The sequence below is a fragment of the Methanospirillum lacunae genome (genome assembly GCF_003173355.1).
In the GTDB taxonomy this organism is placed as follows: domain Archaea; phylum Halobacteriota; class Methanomicrobia; order Methanomicrobiales; family Methanospirillaceae; genus Methanospirillum; species Methanospirillum lacunae.
Genome location: NZ_QGMY01000014.1, coordinates 59,549 through 76,676 on the forward strand (window position 1 = coordinate 59,549; position 17,128 = coordinate 76,676).

14 protein-coding genes are annotated in these 17,128 nt (G+C 41.6%); 9 read left to right on the forward strand and 5 right to left on the reverse strand.

Annotation, left to right across the window (positions count from 1 at the left end):
* Positions 1–4: 4 nt before the first annotated feature.
* Positions 5–520: a chemotaxis protein CheW gene (locus tag DK846_RS15015; RefSeq protein WP_109969817.1), complete on the forward strand. Its 516-nt coding sequence runs from the start codon at positions 5–7 to the stop codon at positions 518–520.
* Between the two features lie 7 nt (positions 521–527).
* Here DK846_RS15015 and DK846_RS15020 read toward each other — a convergent pair whose 3' ends face one another.
* A complete protein-coding gene (locus tag DK846_RS15020; RefSeq protein WP_109969818.1) occupies positions 528–1,349 on the reverse strand; it encodes a TrmB family transcriptional regulator in 822 nt (273 codons plus the stop codon).
* Positions 1,350–1,436: 87 nt separating this feature from the next.
* On the opposite strand from DK846_RS15020, the gene DK846_RS15025 reads away from it, so the two are divergent.
* The 3 genes from DK846_RS15025 to DK846_RS15035 all read left to right on the forward strand — a co-directional run bounded on the left by DK846_RS15025 (position 1,437) and on the right by DK846_RS15035 (position 4,885).
* Complete coding sequence (locus DK846_RS15025) at positions 1,437–2,633, forward strand: COG1361 family protein (protein ID WP_109969819.1); 1,197 nt, start codon at positions 1,437–1,439, stop codon at positions 2,631–2,633.
* A gap of 12 nt (positions 2,634–2,645) precedes the next feature.
* A complete protein-coding gene (locus DK846_RS15030; protein ID WP_109969820.1) occupies positions 2,646–3,338 on the forward strand; it encodes an HlyD family secretion protein in 693 nt (230 codons plus the stop codon).
* A gap of 62 nt (positions 3,339–3,400) precedes the next feature.
* Positions 3,401–4,885 (forward strand): MFS transporter, encoded by a 1,485-nt coding sequence (locus tag DK846_RS15035; RefSeq protein WP_181391817.1) that lies wholly within the window; start codon positions 3,401–3,403, stop codon positions 4,883–4,885.
* A gap of 68 nt (positions 4,886–4,953) precedes the next feature.
* Here DK846_RS15035 and DK846_RS15040 read toward each other — a convergent pair whose 3' ends face one another.
* Positions 4,954–6,198, reverse strand: a complete 1,245-nt coding sequence (locus DK846_RS15040) for a tetratricopeptide repeat protein (RefSeq protein WP_109969822.1) — start codon at positions 6,196–6,198, stop codon at positions 4,954–4,956.
* A gap of 530 nt (positions 6,199–6,728) precedes the next feature.
* Here DK846_RS15040 and DK846_RS15045 point away from each other — a divergent pair.
* Together DK846_RS15045 and DK846_RS15050 are read left to right on the forward strand one after the other, a co-directional pair.
* Positions 6,729–8,636, forward strand: coding sequence for a clostripain-related cysteine peptidase (locus DK846_RS15045; RefSeq protein ID WP_181391818.1), 1,908 nt, complete (start codon positions 6,729–6,731; stop codon positions 8,634–8,636).
* A 172-nt stretch (positions 8,637–8,808) separates the two neighbouring features.
* Positions 8,809–9,309 carry a shikimate kinase gene (locus DK846_RS15050; protein ID WP_109969834.1) on the forward strand — a complete coding sequence of 167 codons (501 nt, stop codon included), beginning with the start codon at positions 8,809–8,811 and terminating at the stop codon, positions 9,307–9,309.
* Positions 9,310–9,432: 123 nt separating this feature from the next.
* Here the strand turns inward: DK846_RS15050 and DK846_RS15055 are convergent, their stop codons facing one another.
* The 3 genes from DK846_RS15055 to DK846_RS15075 form a co-directional block, all read right to left on the reverse strand.
* Entirely contained in the window at positions 9,433–10,239 is an 807-nt protein-coding gene (locus DK846_RS15055) for a flavodoxin family protein (protein WP_109969824.1), read from the reverse strand.
* A 1,496-nt stretch (positions 10,240–11,735) separates the two neighbouring features.
* The gene (locus DK846_RS15065; protein WP_219970730.1) at positions 11,736–12,167 is read right to left on the reverse strand and encodes an NIPSNAP family protein; all 432 of its coding nucleotides are present in this window, start codon (positions 12,165–12,167) and stop codon (positions 11,736–11,738) included.
* Between the two features lie 579 nt (positions 12,168–12,746).
* Positions 12,747–13,349, reverse strand: coding sequence for a TetR/AcrR family transcriptional regulator (locus tag DK846_RS15075; RefSeq protein ID WP_181391819.1), 603 nt, complete (start codon positions 13,347–13,349; stop codon positions 12,747–12,749).
* A 149-nt stretch (positions 13,350–13,498) separates the two neighbouring features.
* On the opposite strand from DK846_RS15075, the gene DK846_RS15080 reads away from it, so the two are divergent.
* Genes DK846_RS15080 through DK846_RS15090 form a run of 3 tightly spaced genes read left to right on the forward strand, consistent with a single transcriptional unit; the run spans position 13,499 to position 16,717 of the window.
* Positions 13,499–14,833: a COG1361 S-layer family protein gene (locus DK846_RS15080; protein ID WP_146201244.1), complete on the forward strand. Its 1,335-nt coding sequence runs from the start codon at positions 13,499–13,501 to the stop codon at positions 14,831–14,833.
* Positions 14,823–16,040: an ABC transporter permease gene (locus DK846_RS15085; protein WP_109969830.1), complete on the forward strand. Its 1,218-nt coding sequence runs from the start codon at positions 14,823–14,825 to the stop codon at positions 16,038–16,040. Before DK846_RS15080 ends, DK846_RS15085 begins: the two co-directional genes overlap by 11 nt.
* Positions 16,041–16,042: 2 nt before the next feature.
* Entirely contained in the window at positions 16,043–16,717 is a 675-nt protein-coding gene (locus DK846_RS15090; protein ID WP_109969831.1) for an ABC transporter ATP-binding protein, read from the forward strand.
* The last annotated feature ends 411 nt before the right edge of the window (positions 16,718–17,128 follow it).

The following is a 17,128-nucleotide window of genomic DNA, read 5'->3' on the forward strand; positions in this document are numbered from 1 at the left end:
TACTATGGCAGTAGCAGAAGCAGGAGCTCCTGCTCCGATTCATTCAATTTCATCCCAGTCAGGCGATGAGATCCAGGTGGTGGAATTTCTTCTTGAAGAAGATCAGTTTGCCATCAATCTTTTCGATGTGAGAGAGATTGTTGAATATACCCGGATTACCCCGCTCCCGGGGAGTGCCAGATATATTAAAGGGATAATTGATCTCAGGGGAGAAATAACCACAATCATCGATCTTAAGGAAAAGATGGGGATTTCTGCTCACAAAAAGAATCAGGAGCAGTCACGAATCATTGTAATTGATAGTTCTGTAACCAAGGGAAAGACCGGAATTCTCGTGGATGATGTAACCACGGTAATGTCAGTAACAACATCCCAGATTGATCAGAAAACCTGTGACAAGGATGATACATCATATATTCTTGGCATTATTAAACAAAAACAGGGAGATCGGGAGTCTGAAAAAACTGATCTCATCATATGGCTTGACATCCCAAGAATGCTCCGGGACCTGGGCCAGTAAAAAAAAATCAATTCTCTGTCATGTGAAGATCATCACCATCTTCCATAGTTTTTAGTGCTCCTGATATCATCATATCAAAGGTCATATTCTGCAGATAGAGGCTGATGGGTAGTGTATTTATAATTGCCATCCGTTCTCCGTTAACGGAATAGATATTCATCACCTCGGTATTCTCTGAAATCATCAGACATTCAAGGGTAAAGACCTGGTCTTTCCTTATGAGAGGACTGGAATACGCCTTTTCAAAAATATTTTCACGGAAAAAATCGTTTAGTTTGTCTATTTTATAATAGACAACACCAGGAATCCGGGGACCTGAATATGATATGCCTGGTTTGAAAAGGAGACTTACCTCACCTTTTTTTACTGCTTCTTTAATCTGTGTATGATACCTTCCCGGAACTTCCTGATCCAGGACAAGAATTGATAAATTACCAGTCATTCGCTCTATAAGAAGGTTGAAATGCCGCTTGATACTCCAGTCACCCTTCACATGCCAGAGAGGTACATATTCTTCATCTTTCTGTATCGAAAGAGTCTCAAGTATCGCGATGCTCTCTTCTGCAGCATGATTTAGTTCATTTTGAAGTTTTGGGATTACGATATCAGGAGGAACAGACCGGTAAAACAGAGGACTACCCTCTCTGACTTCGACAAATCCTTTTGCTGTAAGCTCATTGAGAATGTCATACACACGGGGACGTGGCACCCCGCTGATCTCATGGATCGTCCGGGCATTTGCTTCCCTGATTCCCACAAGTGCAACATAGATTTTCGCTTCATATTCCTTGAGACCAAGTTTTACTAGATTTTCAATGAGATTTGACATATGTTACTCTAATAGTTACAACACTATTTTATAAGTTGCTTCCGACACTATGCATCGCATCTGACTTAGCAATCGCCCAGGTGTATCATGAACCAGACCTATCTCATCATCATTCTCATGTGTGCTTTGATGGCAGGAATTACTCCATCATCTGCACTTGAAACGCCGGTTGACCATGAAGCTGCCCAGATATCAGTCCAGAATGTCACTCTTGACCCTGAGGTTCTCATGCAGGGTGACATAGGAAATATCGTCATTCAAATCAGAAATACCGGAAACCAGAGTGTGGCAATACGGCGGGCTGAACTATCCTGTGAGGACCTGACTGTTCTCAATGATCAGACATATGACTCAGTTGGGACTCTCGGTCCCGGGAATAATATGAAATTCGCTTTTTCAATAAAAGCTGATCATGAAGATGGGACCTATTACCTCAAGTTTTATCTTGATTTCATGGGATCAGGCTCCCTGCGTTATTACATACCGGTAACTGTAGAGAACTCTGAACCCCAGGTATCAGTCATCGACTCACCAGATACATATACAACAGATCGCAAGGACCAGATACATCTGACAATAGGAAATCCCAGGAAAGACAGTATTGATGGAGTAATTATTACTCCAAAAGGAGACGGGATTACATCAACCCAGTCATCGGTTTTTGTAGGAAGGCTTGAGCCTAATGGTCAAAAAAATGTAACCCTTGAGATTACTCCTCACACTGAAACTAATCTTACAGTAGATGCGTCATACAAGAATGGCAACAATAAACACATGGTCAGCCTGGAGGTTCCGGTTGAGACAGGAGTTAGAAATATTCGTGCTGAACCTATCGTCAGCGATCTTGAGGTTATCAAATCCGGTGATTATTACACCTTGAAGGGGAATATCGTAAACAACGGACTTGAATTTGCACACAGTATCATCCTGTCTGTAGGATCACCAGCCTCATCTATCGATCCAAGCCCGACGTACGTAGTTGGAAACTTGGAGCCAGATGAATCAACAAATTTCAAGATATCACTCACATGCCCTGGAGAAACATTCCCTCTCACAATCAATTACAAAGACATTGAAGGAGATTCATGCTCTGATACAACTACTATTAATCTTTCACATCCCGAACTGAATCCATTTCAAAAGCAGAAAAAGCCCGGAATTTTTGGTGATCCCATAACCCTGATCGGAATCATCATCGGTCTTGTTGTGTTAATCGGGGTAGTTATTTTAATAGCCCGAAAATTCAATTCAGGACGGAATTCATCAGATCTAGTCAGGAAATAATGGGTGGATGACATGGCCGTACAGGATGAAATTGTGAATCAGCCAGATCCATCTTCACCAGGTGAAGAGAATTCCAGAAAAAACCTTCTCCAGAAGATCAGGCACCACCGGTTGTTCTGGAAAGGAGTCATTCTCTTCCTGGTACTCGCTGTGATCTGTGGAGTTCTCGTCTATTACGAGATCCAGAGCACAGTCTATATCGAGGATAGCACAATTACAGCACCGGTTATCACTATAAGCCCGACAAATGTAGGAGTTCTTGAAAAGATCTATGTCACCGAGGGAGATATTGTCAGGCGAAACCAGGAACTTGCGAGAGTTAACAATGTGGCAATCCATTCAAAAGTCGCAGGGATAATCACAAAAATAGAAGACACACCCGGAATGGTAGTGGGCACACAGACTCCTGTCATCTCAATGATAGACAAAGAAAAACTCCGGATCGTTGGCAGAATTAAAGAAGACAAAGGATTGAAGGATATTAATCCCGGACAGCAGGCACGGTTCACTGTTGATGCTTTTCCATCTGAAACGTTTTATGGCACAGTGGAAAAGGTGGCCCCTATCGCTCGGCAAGGTGACATTGTCTTTAGTATATCTGACAAACGCCAGGAACAGGAGTTTGAAGTCACTGTAGAGTATGATGTAGACGAATACCCGGACCTGAAACCAGGCATGTCAGCAAAACTCTGGATTATCAGGTAACCTTTTTATGAAAAACTCGTCATCAGATCTCCTGAGCCAGAACCAGTTTCATGGAGGTTATTATGAGTGGATATGATCGTCTGAAATGGATGATCCTTCTCACCGTGATCATTGGAACATTTCTGGGCAGGATGGATCAGACAATCGTCTCCCTAGCTGTTCCCAAGATCATGGATGATTTTGCAATCACCACTTCAGATGCCGGGTGGATATCCACCGCATATATCCTTGCAAACGCAGTGTTTGTGCCGATCTGGGGAAAACTCGGAGATACCAGGGGAAGAAAACGGGTGTATCTCTGGGGATTCGGGATTTTCATCTTTGGATCAATTCTGGCCGGGTTTGCCTGGGATCTTGGATCAATGATTGTATTCAGGGTAATCCAGGCGATTGCCAGTTCTGCTGACTACCCAACCGCCATGGCAATCCTTACAATAACCTTTAGTGATCGAAAAGAGCGGGGGAAGGCTCTTGGTATCTGGTCTTCAGCATTTGCAGCTTCTGCAGTCTTCGGTCCCCTGATCGGTGGTCCATTAATCGATAATTTTGGATGGAGATCCGTATTTTTAATAAATCTCCCGATAGGCATTATCGGAATTATCATGGCTCTCACTTATATTCCTGAATCCATGTCTGATCAACGCAGTGAGAACTTTGACTGGTACGGAGCCTCAAGTCTAGGAGTGGCACTTGCACTTCTCGTGCTTGGTCTTGACAGAGGGTATGACTGGGGATGGACATCACTTCCCATACTCCTCAGTTTTGCTCTTTCAGGGGTGTTTCTATACATATTCTACCTGATCGATTCACGACATCCTGAACCGGTCATCGATTTCAGGTATCTGAGAATCCCTTCATTCACACATACCCTTGGCAACAATTTCGTGGTCTTTATGTGTATGATGGGAGTCATTTTTTTAATTCCGGTATTTGACCAGACATTTCTCGGATACACTGCAACGGAGACCGGACTACAGTTTATCCCGTTTGCCTGTTTCATGATTGTTGGAGCTTTATACGGCTCATCTTTTATCGGAAAGGTACAGACAAGATACGTGATTGCCGCAAGCACACTCTTTGCTGCATTCGGGATTTATCTTTTCACCGGACTGGATCCACGATCAAGTACATGGGATGTGATCATCCCTTTTAGTGTAATGGCACTTGGAATGGGGCTTGGAATGGCACAGCGAACCGTTGCAATCACATCCCTGGTTCCTCCAGAAGAGATCGGGAGTGCATCTGCAGTGCTTGCACTGGTCAGAAACATTGCAGGAGCGTTTGGAATCGCCCTGTTTACTACCATTCTCAATAACTCAATAGAAGACAATGTCATTGACCTCTCCAGATATTCGAGTATTTATCAGCATACTCCGGAGGTTATGAAAACAGTTACCGGGCTTATCAGCCTGGATGCACAGATTCTGGCATATCATACGATTTTTATTGTGGCTGCAATAATCCTGGTAGGTGGATCGGTGTTAGCCCTTTTCATAGAATCAAAAGAGGAAAAACGAAGTGATCAGAAGGTAATTGTTGAGATATAAAATGGAATACTCAATACATCCTAATTTAACACCCCAATTCTACAAATCTGAAAAAGAGAAGTTTATTTTTATTGAAAAGTCCCTTCAATTTTCATAGTGACAGGGTATTTCATCCCACCATATGATATCACAGTATCAGTGGAATTTATTTGTATGGTACCGGTATCTGGAGACAGTACTCCACTAATTGTTCCAGGTAGGGTTATTTTCCAACCCTGTTGTTCCATAAAATACTTAACTGTACCGGTCACTTTTTGTTCAACAGGATTATTTATTTGAGAATCTTTATCCAAACCGGTGGTATTGCCACCAATTTGTGGTTCTTTGTTCCCTGAATCAGCAGAAAGAGGGGAAAAACCTGGAATTTTATCAACTAATGACGGATCGAGTTGTACCGCTCGTTCATACGCTGCCTGTGCTTCATTTTTTTCATTGTAAGATGAATATAGTAAACAGAGATCTACCCATAACTTGGCATCTAATGGATTATTCCGGGATAGTTTAGAGATTTCATTTGAAATTGCATCATCTCGCATAGATTGTTCATAATTTGAACCTATTTCATCATTTTCATGATGAGAAATCGTATGTATTCGTACTGCCATTTCATATGCAGAGAGGGCATCTTTAGTTTTTCCAGCATTAAAGAGAGCTAATCCTTTATTATTCCAATAAACCGGATCATCTGGATCCAACAGGATTGCTTCATTAAACATAGTATCAGCTTCATCATATCTACCTAGTTCAAGTAAGCAAAGACCATTATTATTCCATGCTTCTATGTAGTAGGGATTCAATTGAATTACTTTCTGAAATATCTGGAGAGCTTCAGAATGTTTTCCCATTACACATAATGTAAAACCTTTATCATCTAATATATCAATCGAATCAGGTTCTATCTCTAATGCCTGATTAAAATACGATAGTGCCTCTTCATTTCTTCCCAGAGTTGTCAAGACAAGTGCTTTATTATTAAGTGCAGCAGTATTTTCCGGTTCTTCCATTAATACAAGGTCAAATGACTGAAGAGATTCCTCATACCTTTTTAGGGCATTCAATGCTAGACCCTTGTTTATCAACGAGTGTAAATCTTTGGGATTCTGTTGAATTTGAGTATTATAATATAGAACAGCCTCATTATATTGACCTGATTGAAGTAGTTTAGTACCAGAATCCGGTATAAACACGGGATTTGTGACTTCTTCTACATTATTAGTAATATTACCATCAGAATTCAATGTGTCTGTATTAGGTACCTGAGCAGACACTAGGGTAATAAAAAAAAGAATGACCAAATATCCGCATAATCTCATAGATTCTGCTTATATTATGTTAGTATATAGTTTGTTGCCATGCGGTTTTTTGCATAGTATAGAGAAATTTTATTAAATTTCTCGACAGAATCTTTTAAAGATTATTTCCCTTTTTAGATCTCCCTTTCATATAGACTATTACCACATTTGCTGGTTTATAATAAGGATAGAATTTTATATTATATCTTTATCAAAATGAAATTTTTATTCTCATGTTTTTTCAGATGGAAGGACAATTTTTTTGTTTTACCTTTGCAGGATTACTCAGGTACATCTTCTGTGAACAGAACTTTATGTTTATATTGATGTGTTTAAACGATAAAAAAAATGGTATTTTTCTATTGGATACACCACGAGGAGTTCTCAATAGTATTCCATTCCATCAGTGATAATTCGCAATCCTGATATACAATTCGATTTGTAATCTCAATCATTCTCAATTAATGCGAGAGGATTAATTAGATTGGACGTAAATTATGCATACCGGGTTTTGTTAACCGATGATGCCAACCTGGGAATTGGAGATAGTCATGAGATACATACGGGATTTTATTGTCATTTTTGCTGTTCTTTTATCGGCATTACTGGTTGTTTCAGCAACAGAAACACCAATTATAGGAAACGAGACTCCTTCTCATACCAAGTCACTTGTCATGATATACATGGTAGGAAGTGATCTTGAATCGGAAGACGGGGCTGGAACTGACAATATTAAACAGATCAACGAGGGAGTTGGAGATATCGTTCCTGGTGACCTGCAAATCGTGGTCGGGTATGGTGGTGCAAATAAAACCGGATGGAAAGGAATGACAATTGCATCCTATGACCAGTTAAAGAAGGATCTGCAAAATGAGGTAATTGGTGATGAAAGCATCAGTAGTTTCTCTGATCCTTCAATAGATATGGGATCTCCTGTAGGACTGAAAACCTTTATCGACTGGGTTAGCAAGCGGTATAGTGCTGATCATACCTACCTGATCTTCTGGGATCATGGAGGCGGGTACGGAGGTTTCGGGTCTGATGAAAATTCGGGAAATATGCTCAGCCTTGCTAATATAGCATCGGTTTTTAATGAAACTCAGTTCAAGCCTGAGGTTATCGGGTTTGATGCCTGTCTCATGAGTGAACTTGAAGTGGCTGCGACATTATCTCCATATGGTACATATTTCATCGGATCTGAAGAGATTGAACCCGGATCAGGGTGGGAGTATGCCAAGTGGATGAAGGTTCTTGCACAAAACCCATCTCAGAATCCCATAAATGTCAGCAGAATAATTGTTGATACTTTTGTGGATGCACCCGGTGATTCCGGACGAACATTGTCAGTTCTCGACCTTGAATTGATGCCAGACATAGCCAATAAACTTGAGGATCTTGGAGCATCACTCACCCAGGTAATGAAGGATACAACCGGATTCAGGTTAATTGGAAAAGCTTATCGAAATTCAACTAAATTTGCACAGGAACCTGGAAATAATGGAGGAACAAGTGTTGATCTATCCTTGCTGGTTCAGTATCTGATGTCACACGTTTCAGGAGCTGAAAAAGCAGGATCCAGTATCAACGAATCAATAAACAAGGCAGTTTTGTACGAACGTCATGACAAGTACATATCTGATGCAAGAGGTCTCTCTATCATGGACCCCCAGGGAACATCTCATGATCAGTATCTCGAAGATGGAGTTAATGTTAAGGTAACCCCAGGATGGGACTCTTTTATTACAGATTTTCTCCTTAAACAATCGACAGATAATGAAAAACCTGAATTAAACAGCACCGGAGTTAACTCATACGAATTAACTGATCCCTCGGGGACAGCATCAGTATGGGTTGAGTATTTTGCATATGATCCACAAACGAATGATCTCATAGCTCTTGGTGAAACCCCGGCAGTTGCTGATACAGAGGGGACCTATTCAATTCCAGAATGGGACGGTACATGGTTTTATCTGAAAGACAGTTCTGCATCAGACAAATATGCCCTTCTAGGGATGTTTTATGAGGATAGTACTGATGATGGTATTGAGGAATATTCATCAAAGGTCAATGTTACCCATGATGGCCTCCAGGATAATGTATATCTGTACTCCTACATTGATCCCGAAACCGGGAAGACAGATCTTGAATTCAGACCATATACTATCGATAGTACTGGTGAAGTTTTGATATCCCGGGCAACGATTATTCCTGCAAGGGGAGACAAAATCGATACTTATTCTGAACTTTTTAATCCTGATAGTAATGAATCAGACTGGATAAACCTGGGTAATATGACTGTTGAAGGTACAGTGGAACTGGTCCCATCTATACTCCCAGATGGAATTTATGCAACAGGTCTTTACGCAGATTATGGAAATGGATACGGAAGTGTCACAGATCTACAAAAGATAGAGATCAACGATGGACAGGTCACCCGGGATGGGAGTCTGACAATCTAATTTTCCATGGCCACTTTTTTTAAGATCTCTCCTGACATATGACGGAAACCAGAGTAAAGGTTTAGAAAACCTGACCACTAATAATTCTCGTGGGATGTCCCCATATATACCTTCGAAAAAAACCATACCGGGATTTAATCGAAGAATTATACATGACCTCGGGATGAATATCATGAAAAATATTGTTCTTATCGGCCTACCCGGAGCAGGAAAAAGTACCATTGGAGTTATCCTTGCGAAAACGTTAGGGATGCGGTTCATTGATACCGATATTCTAATTCAGGAAAATACAGGACGAATTCTTCAAACAATAATCAATGAAGATGGAACAGAGGCATTCCTGAAAACCGAAGAAAAGAACATACTAGGGCTCAATGTGACGAATGCTGTTATTGCCACAGGTGGTAGCGCCGTGTACAGCAGCCATGCAATGGAGCACCTGAAATCAGACAGCATTATTGTGTACCTGAATATCTCCTTTGATGAGATGAAAAGGCGGTTAAGAAACATCAAAACCCGTGGGGTTGTTATGATTCCCGGTCAGAACCTTCGTGATATGGTGAATCAGAGAATACCCTTGTATGAACATTATTCAGATATCACAATCGATTGCTCATATGACGATTTTGAGAATGTGGTTGAGAAAGTTGTTAAAAAGATCCAAATATCCTGATATAATTGCCAGTTCAAATTCAACTCATTAATTATGAACTATATCCTGTCCACACACAATTCCAGGTTTTTTCACAAAGGGGAGAAAAGATGAATCTGGTGACTACCCACCTGACCATGGCGGTTACTCTTCAGGACTTATGAGAAATTCTTTTCGTACCTTGTGTTTCGTAATCCACTCAACAAATAACCCGATTCCATGGTACACCGGATTTACTGGTATGTCAATAAAGTACTTCACCCCTTTCTCAAACCATCCCATGTCTTTCCAGTACTGATAATCTGCAGGAGATAACTCCTCAATCTGAGAGAACACCGCTCTTTGCCCGTGAAATAGAATTATATCTCTTAAGTCAGGGTTCTTTCTGACAGGACACTTAAGGGCAGCTGCAAATTGTTTCGCCCCCTTCGCAATGGCAGTCTGATTCTTCTCTGCACGATGTGACGGGAGGGGAATCGGGGTGACAAGACCAACTGTCCCTGCAATCTCAAATCCCCAGACCCTGGCAACCGTATCAAGATACTTGAGCACTTCAACATGTCCAAGCGCTCCAGTGGTGGCCAGAAGAAGAGTTCTCTTCTCAAAGAACCGTGGCCTGTGGAAGATATAACAGAACCTGTCAATGAATATCTTCATCTGACCGGTGACATTCATTCCGTACACGGGAGTGGCAAAGATCACCCCGTCGGCCTCTCTCATCTTCTGTTCTATAAGGGGTGCATCGTCGTGATTTGGACAGGACTCCTCGCCACGGGAGAAACAGAGGAGGCATCCTCTGCAGGGGAGAAGATTCACATCCTTCAGCCAGAGATATTCAAACTCTACGGGAATTTCTTTGTTCAGAAGACACCGCAAGGTTTCACATTCACGAAATGTATTACCCTTGTGTGGGCTACCCGTAATGACGAGGATCTTCTTTTGACTTCCCATGGTCTCACGTACTATCTACTATTGATTGACTATGTAGAGAAAATATCGCTGCGTAAGATTTCCCGGAGGCAGATGATCATCTCTGAACGATATCCTAACGATATCAGTATCACGGTCAGGAAAGTGAATGAAAGTAAAATGATATCCATAGACCAAAATAAAACCGAGATTTCGATCCTTTTTTCTAGGCCATTTGGATTCAGATTCAATATCTCTCCCAGGTTAGAACAGGAGAAATACCAAAACGGCAAATTAGACCGCCTGAATTGCGATAAGGGATCGATACATCGAAAAAATGTATTCGATTGTTTTATGGAAATCAAGAGTTTGATCTTACATTTATTTCCCTCTCTTCAATGACAGCATGCTGAATTTTAAAGACGAGTAAAAATATAATGCCGGATAAATATCAGTTTTTTGATATTTTCCGATTCGATATCAGACTTTTTTTGCAAAACATCAGGATTGTAATATATTAAAAACCGCCCATCATAGATGAACTTATTCTATATTTCTCATATGATACCTACAAGGTGAACCAGTCTGAAAAATTCGGCTGACAATTGTCTGACAACGTTTTTTCTTTAAATACATGTCCAGCACACATTATCATCACCACCCTTATTGTATCCAGACAAACGGATCGATATGGTTTCTGAAAACCTGATTCCTGTCCGAAGAGCGGCTGATATGCAGATATAGCCATTAAGGAACCATATGAAAACATGATTTAAGCTCCTTTATATCATGGACTTACCTCATTAATCTCTCATTAACCACAATGCCAGGCTGAATTTTAAAAATCGCCTGAAATATAAAAGAGGATAAATATCAGGTCTTTGATATTTTCCGATTCGATATCAGGCTTTTTTTGCAAAACATCAGGATTGTAATATATTAAAAACTGCCCATCATAGATGAACTTATTCTATATTTCTTACATGATACATACAAGGTGAACCAGTCTGAAAAATTCGGCTGACAATTGTCTGACAAAATTTTTTCTTTAAATACATGACCTGCACACATTATCATCATCACCCTAATTGTATCCGGATAAAGGGAACAGTATGGTTTCTGAAAACCTGATTCCTGTCCGAAGGGAGCTGATATGCAGATCAAGCCATTAAGGAACCATATGAAAACAAGATTTAGGCTCCTTTATATTATGGACTTACCTCATTAATCTCTCATTAACCACAATACCAGGCTGAACTTTAAAGATCGCCTGAAATATAAAAAGAGATTAATATCAACTCATTGATTTTTTCCGATTCAATATCAGACTTTTATTACAAAACATCAGGGTTGAAATATATTAAAAACCGCCCATCATAGATGAACTTATTCTATATTTCTCTCATGATACCTACGAGGTGAACCAGTCTGAAAAATTCGACTGACAATTGTCTGACAAAATTTTTTCTTTATAAGGTTCCTCACCCCCATTCCTGATCGAAACAACAAACCGGACTCTCAATAAAGTTAATGATAAATTATGGATTAAAATCTGGTGAATAATCAACATCATTTAGCAACCGACTTGTTACTCGAATAACCGGCTCACCGGTCTCATCTATAGTTTTCTTTTTTATCTCTTTCCATTCTTCATCGGCAAGAAAAAGTTTCCATTGAAGTTCCATTGTTGCAATATCAGGCCATTTTAGTAGATAAATGAACTCAAAATTCACAACAGAGACACTTTCCCATAGAGCAATTATCTCAAAATCATAGCGTTTCATAATTCGGAGTGCATGATTTTTAAACCTATTATGGAAAATATCCCTTTTTTCTGGAGATACCTCATAGATACGGAGTTGATATACCCAACGAATGTCGACTGACTCCTTTTTCATTATAGAACCTCTTAATGCGGTGTTAAAGTATTCATTAATCATGGTAGAAGAAATATATTTTTGAGTCATCATCGAAAGACGCGATTATCTAAGCATTATGTCAAAATATAACTAAATTTTTAAATATTTTCTACCATCAGAAGTTCACGAACTCAGTTTTTGCGCCGAGTACAATTTGACACCAGATGTCCCATGTAGTATAATACTCAAATCTAATCCCGCGACAAATTGTTCTTTAATTAGTGAGAAGAAGTATTTGAGAAGATATTTCTGCACTTGTTTTTTATTATTCTTAATATCCAGATTCGAGGAAACCTGATTCTTATAAAAGTTTTTGAAATTATCATTGGATGGATTCACATCAGGATGCAATTTCAAACCAGCATTGCAGGAAATAAAGATACAGAATTCAGGGGGGCCAATGGCATTTCCTTTCATAAAAAATTGCCTGTATTTTAACCAATGAATGAACCTTCTTCTAAATTTTAAGCAGAAAATCACCCTTTGTTATGGACATCATTATGTGGTCCTGGAAATTGAGGTTACAAAACCCGTTATCAAACATCACTGCTATTAGTTTGATATCAATTACCCCCATCCAGACCCTCCTTTTAAATCCGTTTGAAAAGGAGATTCTAATGAATCAACACCTCATTTGTTGTCACCCGGTAACCTCAGTATCAGTTCAACCGATTCTATCCAGACCTGTTTGGCTTTTCTGGCATCCTTTCCAAGAACGACTTCTGTGATACGCAGACCGATAGTGACCCCAAGAATAGCACGAGCTGCACTATCTGGATCAGTTAACGGGTGGATCTGCTTCTCATCTATCTTACGGGCAAGATATTCCGTGACCAGAAGGATATTCTCATCAAACATACGGGAGAACTGGTCCCGGAACCGACTATCTTGAGGAAGCCTGGAAACGAACTGGATAAAGATAGATGCATACGGTTTTTGATCTTCGAAAATAAAACTGGCGAGTTTTTCCAGGACAACATGAATGTGTACATCTTTATCAAAAATTGATATAAATCCGTCACGGATCTTTTGAATCAACTCGACACTTACCGCACATAACAGGGTTTCACTGTTCTCAAAGTAAGAATAAAGTGCACCTTTGGTTACCCCTACTTTCTTAGCGATCGCCTCCATCGTCACCGCATCCCAACTCTTTTCGGCCGCAATCTCAAGGGCGGCAGCAATGATCTTCTTCTTTGCATCCTCCCGATATTCCGCATTGATCCGTGGCATCGACATTACCATTTGATGGGACGGTATATTCACCTTGCGTTTTAAAATTAAACTTAGGTTTTATAACTAAACATATGTTTAATTAATTGAACGGCGATACACTATTGACGGGACATGAAACCCGTAATAAAGAGGAGATTTCGGAGGAGATGGAGATTTCATACGATGAATCACGTGACCAGAGAGACGGACAGTACAGGGAAAAAACAGGAAACACCGAAGAAAGAATGAAAGGGTGGGCCCGTTTGGTTCTGATACTGATAGTGGTGACATTCTTAGTTACACCGTCGGGAGCGAGCGACAATGAGATAGGTATTACAAATCCTACGGTCATTATCACTGGTTATCAGGTTACTCCCGCGGTACTCCTACCCGGCGATACGGGAACTGTTACGCTCACTATCAAGAATACCGCTGAAAGTGCTTCAATGAAAGAAAACAGTGGTGTCACACTGGGTGGTACCTTTGCAAGCACAAAAAGCACCGACATCAATGCTTTTATCGAAAAAATACACCTGGAAGAGAATGGTATCAAAGTACTGACTGACGATTTTGATCGTCTTGGGGAACTCGGCCCCGGTCAGTCGATCCCGGTGACTCTTGTCATCCAGGCCCCGGAAAAGAGCGGGATCTATTTCCCGGAAGTATGGATAGATGTCAAGGGCGGGAGAAGTACCCGTTACCCTATTACCGTCAATGTTAATACGGACATTTCAACCCAGAAGAAACCAGCCCTCTTTGTCTCACAAATACGGCCAGACCAGGTCGCACCCGGTGACAATTGCGTAGTGGCGGTCAACATCACAAATACAGGGCTGACTCGGGCGAGCGATATCGCGATAGATCTTAATTCGACGATCAAGTCCCTCGTCCTTACAACTGCTGGCCATTACTATATGGAACATCTCGATCCCGGCGAAGGAATGAATTTTACTCTTCATCTCGCGACCGACAAGAACACTCCAATCGGCATTGATCCGGTCATCCTTACCATCGTCTACCACAACCCAGATGGGACCATCGAACGACAGATCGAGACAATCGGCATACCAGTCAAAGGAAAGGCAGTAATAGCAGTAAAGTCCTTTTCCACAGACCCTGTTCGCCCGGTACCGGGTAATGCGTTTACTCTGATTATTAGGGTAGAGAATACCGGCACCGATCAGGCTAACTCCGTCCAGGCCGCTCTGGAAAGCCCATTTTCCGGCACAAATTCAACATTTATCGGTTCAATTGACAAGAACAGCGATGCACCGGCAATCTTCTATTTACAGGCCACGATGGATGGGACCATTCCAACCAACCTGACGATCTCGTACAACGATGACTTCGGCTCTCATAAGATTACGGAACAGGCAACTATTACAACAAGCCCAGGATCCGGGATACTGCCTATTGTCGTCATGATCCTGATTCTCCTTATCATAGTGGGAGGCGGCTACTGGTACCTCCGTATCCGACCGGGGAAATGGAATGGCGAATAACGGTGGTGGGTTCGATGTCTCTCTTTATCTTGCAGTGCGGGCGATTCGGCGTGGAAACCGAAGCACGCTCCTCCTCACCATCCTTATCATCGCCCTTGTCGTGGTGTTGATGAATTTCCTTGGTATGATCATCGGTGGAGTTGTAACCCTCTATAATGATCAGATGATCGATTATCAGTATGGACATGTAATCATTGAACCCAAAGACAAACAAACTGCTATCGCAGATGCTGACGGTCTTGTGAAACATCTCCACCGGATTCCCGGGGTCACCGGTGTTTCAGCCCATGTAAGCACCGGAGTAACCATCACAAATACCAAAAACGGGAAGTTCCAGTCAAAATCCCTTCTGGCTTTCAACCCGATAGATGAACAGGCAGTCACTAAGTATCAACTGGTGATAACGGATGGGGACTACCTCTCCAAAGGTGATACAGACCAGATTCTTTTAGGATCACTCCTGGCCGGTAACGAGGACGAATCGCAGGACAAACTGCCCTCACTCGGCGGGGTTAAAGTTGGTGATCGAGTCGAGGTGGCATACAGTAACGGCGTTATCAAGAGTTACCGTGTGAAAGGGATCTATGAGAGTCTGGGTGCCCTTATCGATTCCTCTGCATTTATCACCAGGAACGAGATGGATTCAATCATGCATACCGAAAACACAGCAACTGAGATCCTGGTGCGAGGAACATCATCTGAGGATGCAAAAGCACTCAAATATGTGATCATGGAATACGGAGTGGAGGAGAAGGTGAAAACTTGGGGCGAGAAAGGGAAAGGCATCCTGGGTGATGCCATATCAAGTCTCAACCTTATAAACAACATAATGACCCTTGTTTCCCTTATCGTGGCAAGCGTCGTGGTTTTCATTGTCACGTATATCAATATAATCAATCGGAAGAAACAGATCGGGATCCTCAAAGCAATCGGCATCAGGAAACAGATCATCGTTGGAAGTTACCTTCTTCAAGTACTCTTCCAATGCACCTGCGGAATTGTAACCGGCATCCTGATGCTGAATGGGATCAGATTCATCCTAACCGTTAATAAGGTCCGATTTCCGATGGGGTATCTTACACCAGAGATCAATTTTGAGTCTTTGGGCGTCAGTATCATTCTCCTCTGCCTGGTTTCCCTGATATCGGGTTACATCCCGGCCCGTCAGGTAACAAACGAAGAGATTCTTGATGCAATGAGGGGTTGAACATGATCAGGGTTACGGACCTGAAAAAGATCTACCGGATGGGTCTCGTTGAGGTTGCAGCGTTAAAAGGAGTCTCATTTAATATCGAAAAGGGTGAATTCGTGGGAATTATGGGACCTAGTGGTAGTGGGAAGTCCACGCTCCTTCACCAGCTCGGACTCCTTGATACGCCTTCGTCAGGCAGGATCTTTATCGATGACATCGAAGTCACCCGACTGGACGACGAGGCCCGTACCAGGTTCCGGCTTATGCATCTTGGATACGTTTTTCAGGACTATGCACTTGTCTCGGAATTGAACGTAAAAGAGAACGTTGCCATCCCGGCAATCACGCAGGGTCGTATCCTATCGGAATGTTACGTTGCGGCAACTGAGATGCTGGAGAAGGTTGGGTTAGGGAATCGTCTCGACCATCTCGTGTACGAGTTATCAGGTGGTGAACAGCAGCGGGTTTCGATTGCCCGGGCGCTGGTGAACAAGCCGGCGATCGTCTTTGCGGATGAACCTTGCGCAAATCTCGATACCGAGAATTCCCGGACCATACTCGAACTTTTCCGGTCAGTTAACCGGGATCTCGGTCAGACAATTGTTATGGTTTCGCATGAGTTATGGCACCAGGAATACTTTGATCGGATAATCTTTATTCAGGATGGTCTACTGGAAAAGGAAAGAATATAAAATGAAGATATGGTACAATTCCATGACCACTGTTCTTTATGTCGACAATGGTGTCCAGGTGTGGAGTATCGTTTCTCATATCTCTAAGAAATTGTACTCAAACCAGTTGTAGACGGTATAATCTGGAATTAAAGCGTTTTCAGTCTTTATATTCGGGTCCATTTATGTAATCGTGTCAGGGATGATTTCCCATGGCCGGAAGGTTTTTTTAAATCAATTTTCCTCTTATTGAATCAAATAGTGGCAATTATTAGATAAAAGAATCCTTTGGAAAAATTATCAGACAAAGAATTGGTAGATTTGATCAATAATATCAACGATAGTAGGGTGAAAATGTGGGCACGGAATTTGTAGTCGAATAGGAAGAAGAGATTACTCTCTTCCCCCCTTCTAAGAACCGTACGTGAACCT

Coding starts and splice junctions, on each gene's coding strand:
- DK846_RS15015 (WP_109969817.1), top strand. CDS start 5: ATGGCAGTAGCAGAAGCAGGAGCTCCTGCTCCGATTCATTCAATTTCA.
- DK846_RS15020 (WP_109969818.1), bottom strand. CDS start 1,349: ATGTCAAATCTCATTGAAAATCTAGTAAAACTTGGTCTCAAGGAATAT.
- DK846_RS15025 (WP_109969819.1), top strand. CDS start 1,437: ATGAACCAGACCTATCTCATCATCATTCTCATGTGTGCTTTGATGGCA.
- DK846_RS15030 (WP_109969820.1), top strand. CDS start 2,646: ATGGCCGTACAGGATGAAATTGTGAATCAGCCAGATCCATCTTCACCA.
- DK846_RS15035 (WP_181391817.1), top strand. CDS start 3,401: ATGAGTGGATATGATCGTCTGAAATGGATGATCCTTCTCACCGTGATC.
- DK846_RS15040 (WP_109969822.1), bottom strand. CDS start 6,198: ATGAGATTATGCGGATATTTGGTCATTCTTTTTTTTATTACCCTAGTG.
- DK846_RS15045 (WP_181391818.1), top strand. CDS start 6,729: ATGAGATACATACGGGATTTTATTGTCATTTTTGCTGTTCTTTTATCG.
- DK846_RS15050 (WP_109969834.1), top strand. CDS start 8,809: ATGAAAAATATTGTTCTTATCGGCCTACCCGGAGCAGGAAAAAGTACC.
- DK846_RS15055 (WP_109969824.1), bottom strand. CDS start 10,239: ATGGGAAGTCAAAAGAAGATCCTCGTCATTACGGGTAGCCCACACAAG.
- DK846_RS15065 (WP_219970730.1), bottom strand. CDS start 12,167: ATGATGACTCAAAAATATATTTCTTCTACCATGATTAATGAATACTTT.
- DK846_RS15075 (WP_181391819.1), bottom strand. CDS start 13,349: ATGCCACGGATCAATGCGGAATATCGGGAGGATGCAAAGAAGAAGATC.
- DK846_RS15080 (WP_146201244.1), top strand. CDS start 13,499: ATGGAGATTTCATACGATGAATCACGTGACCAGAGAGACGGACAGTAC.
- DK846_RS15085 (WP_109969830.1), top strand. CDS start 14,823: ATGGCGAATAACGGTGGTGGGTTCGATGTCTCTCTTTATCTTGCAGTG.
- DK846_RS15090 (WP_109969831.1), top strand. CDS start 16,043: ATGATCAGGGTTACGGACCTGAAAAAGATCTACCGGATGGGTCTCGTT.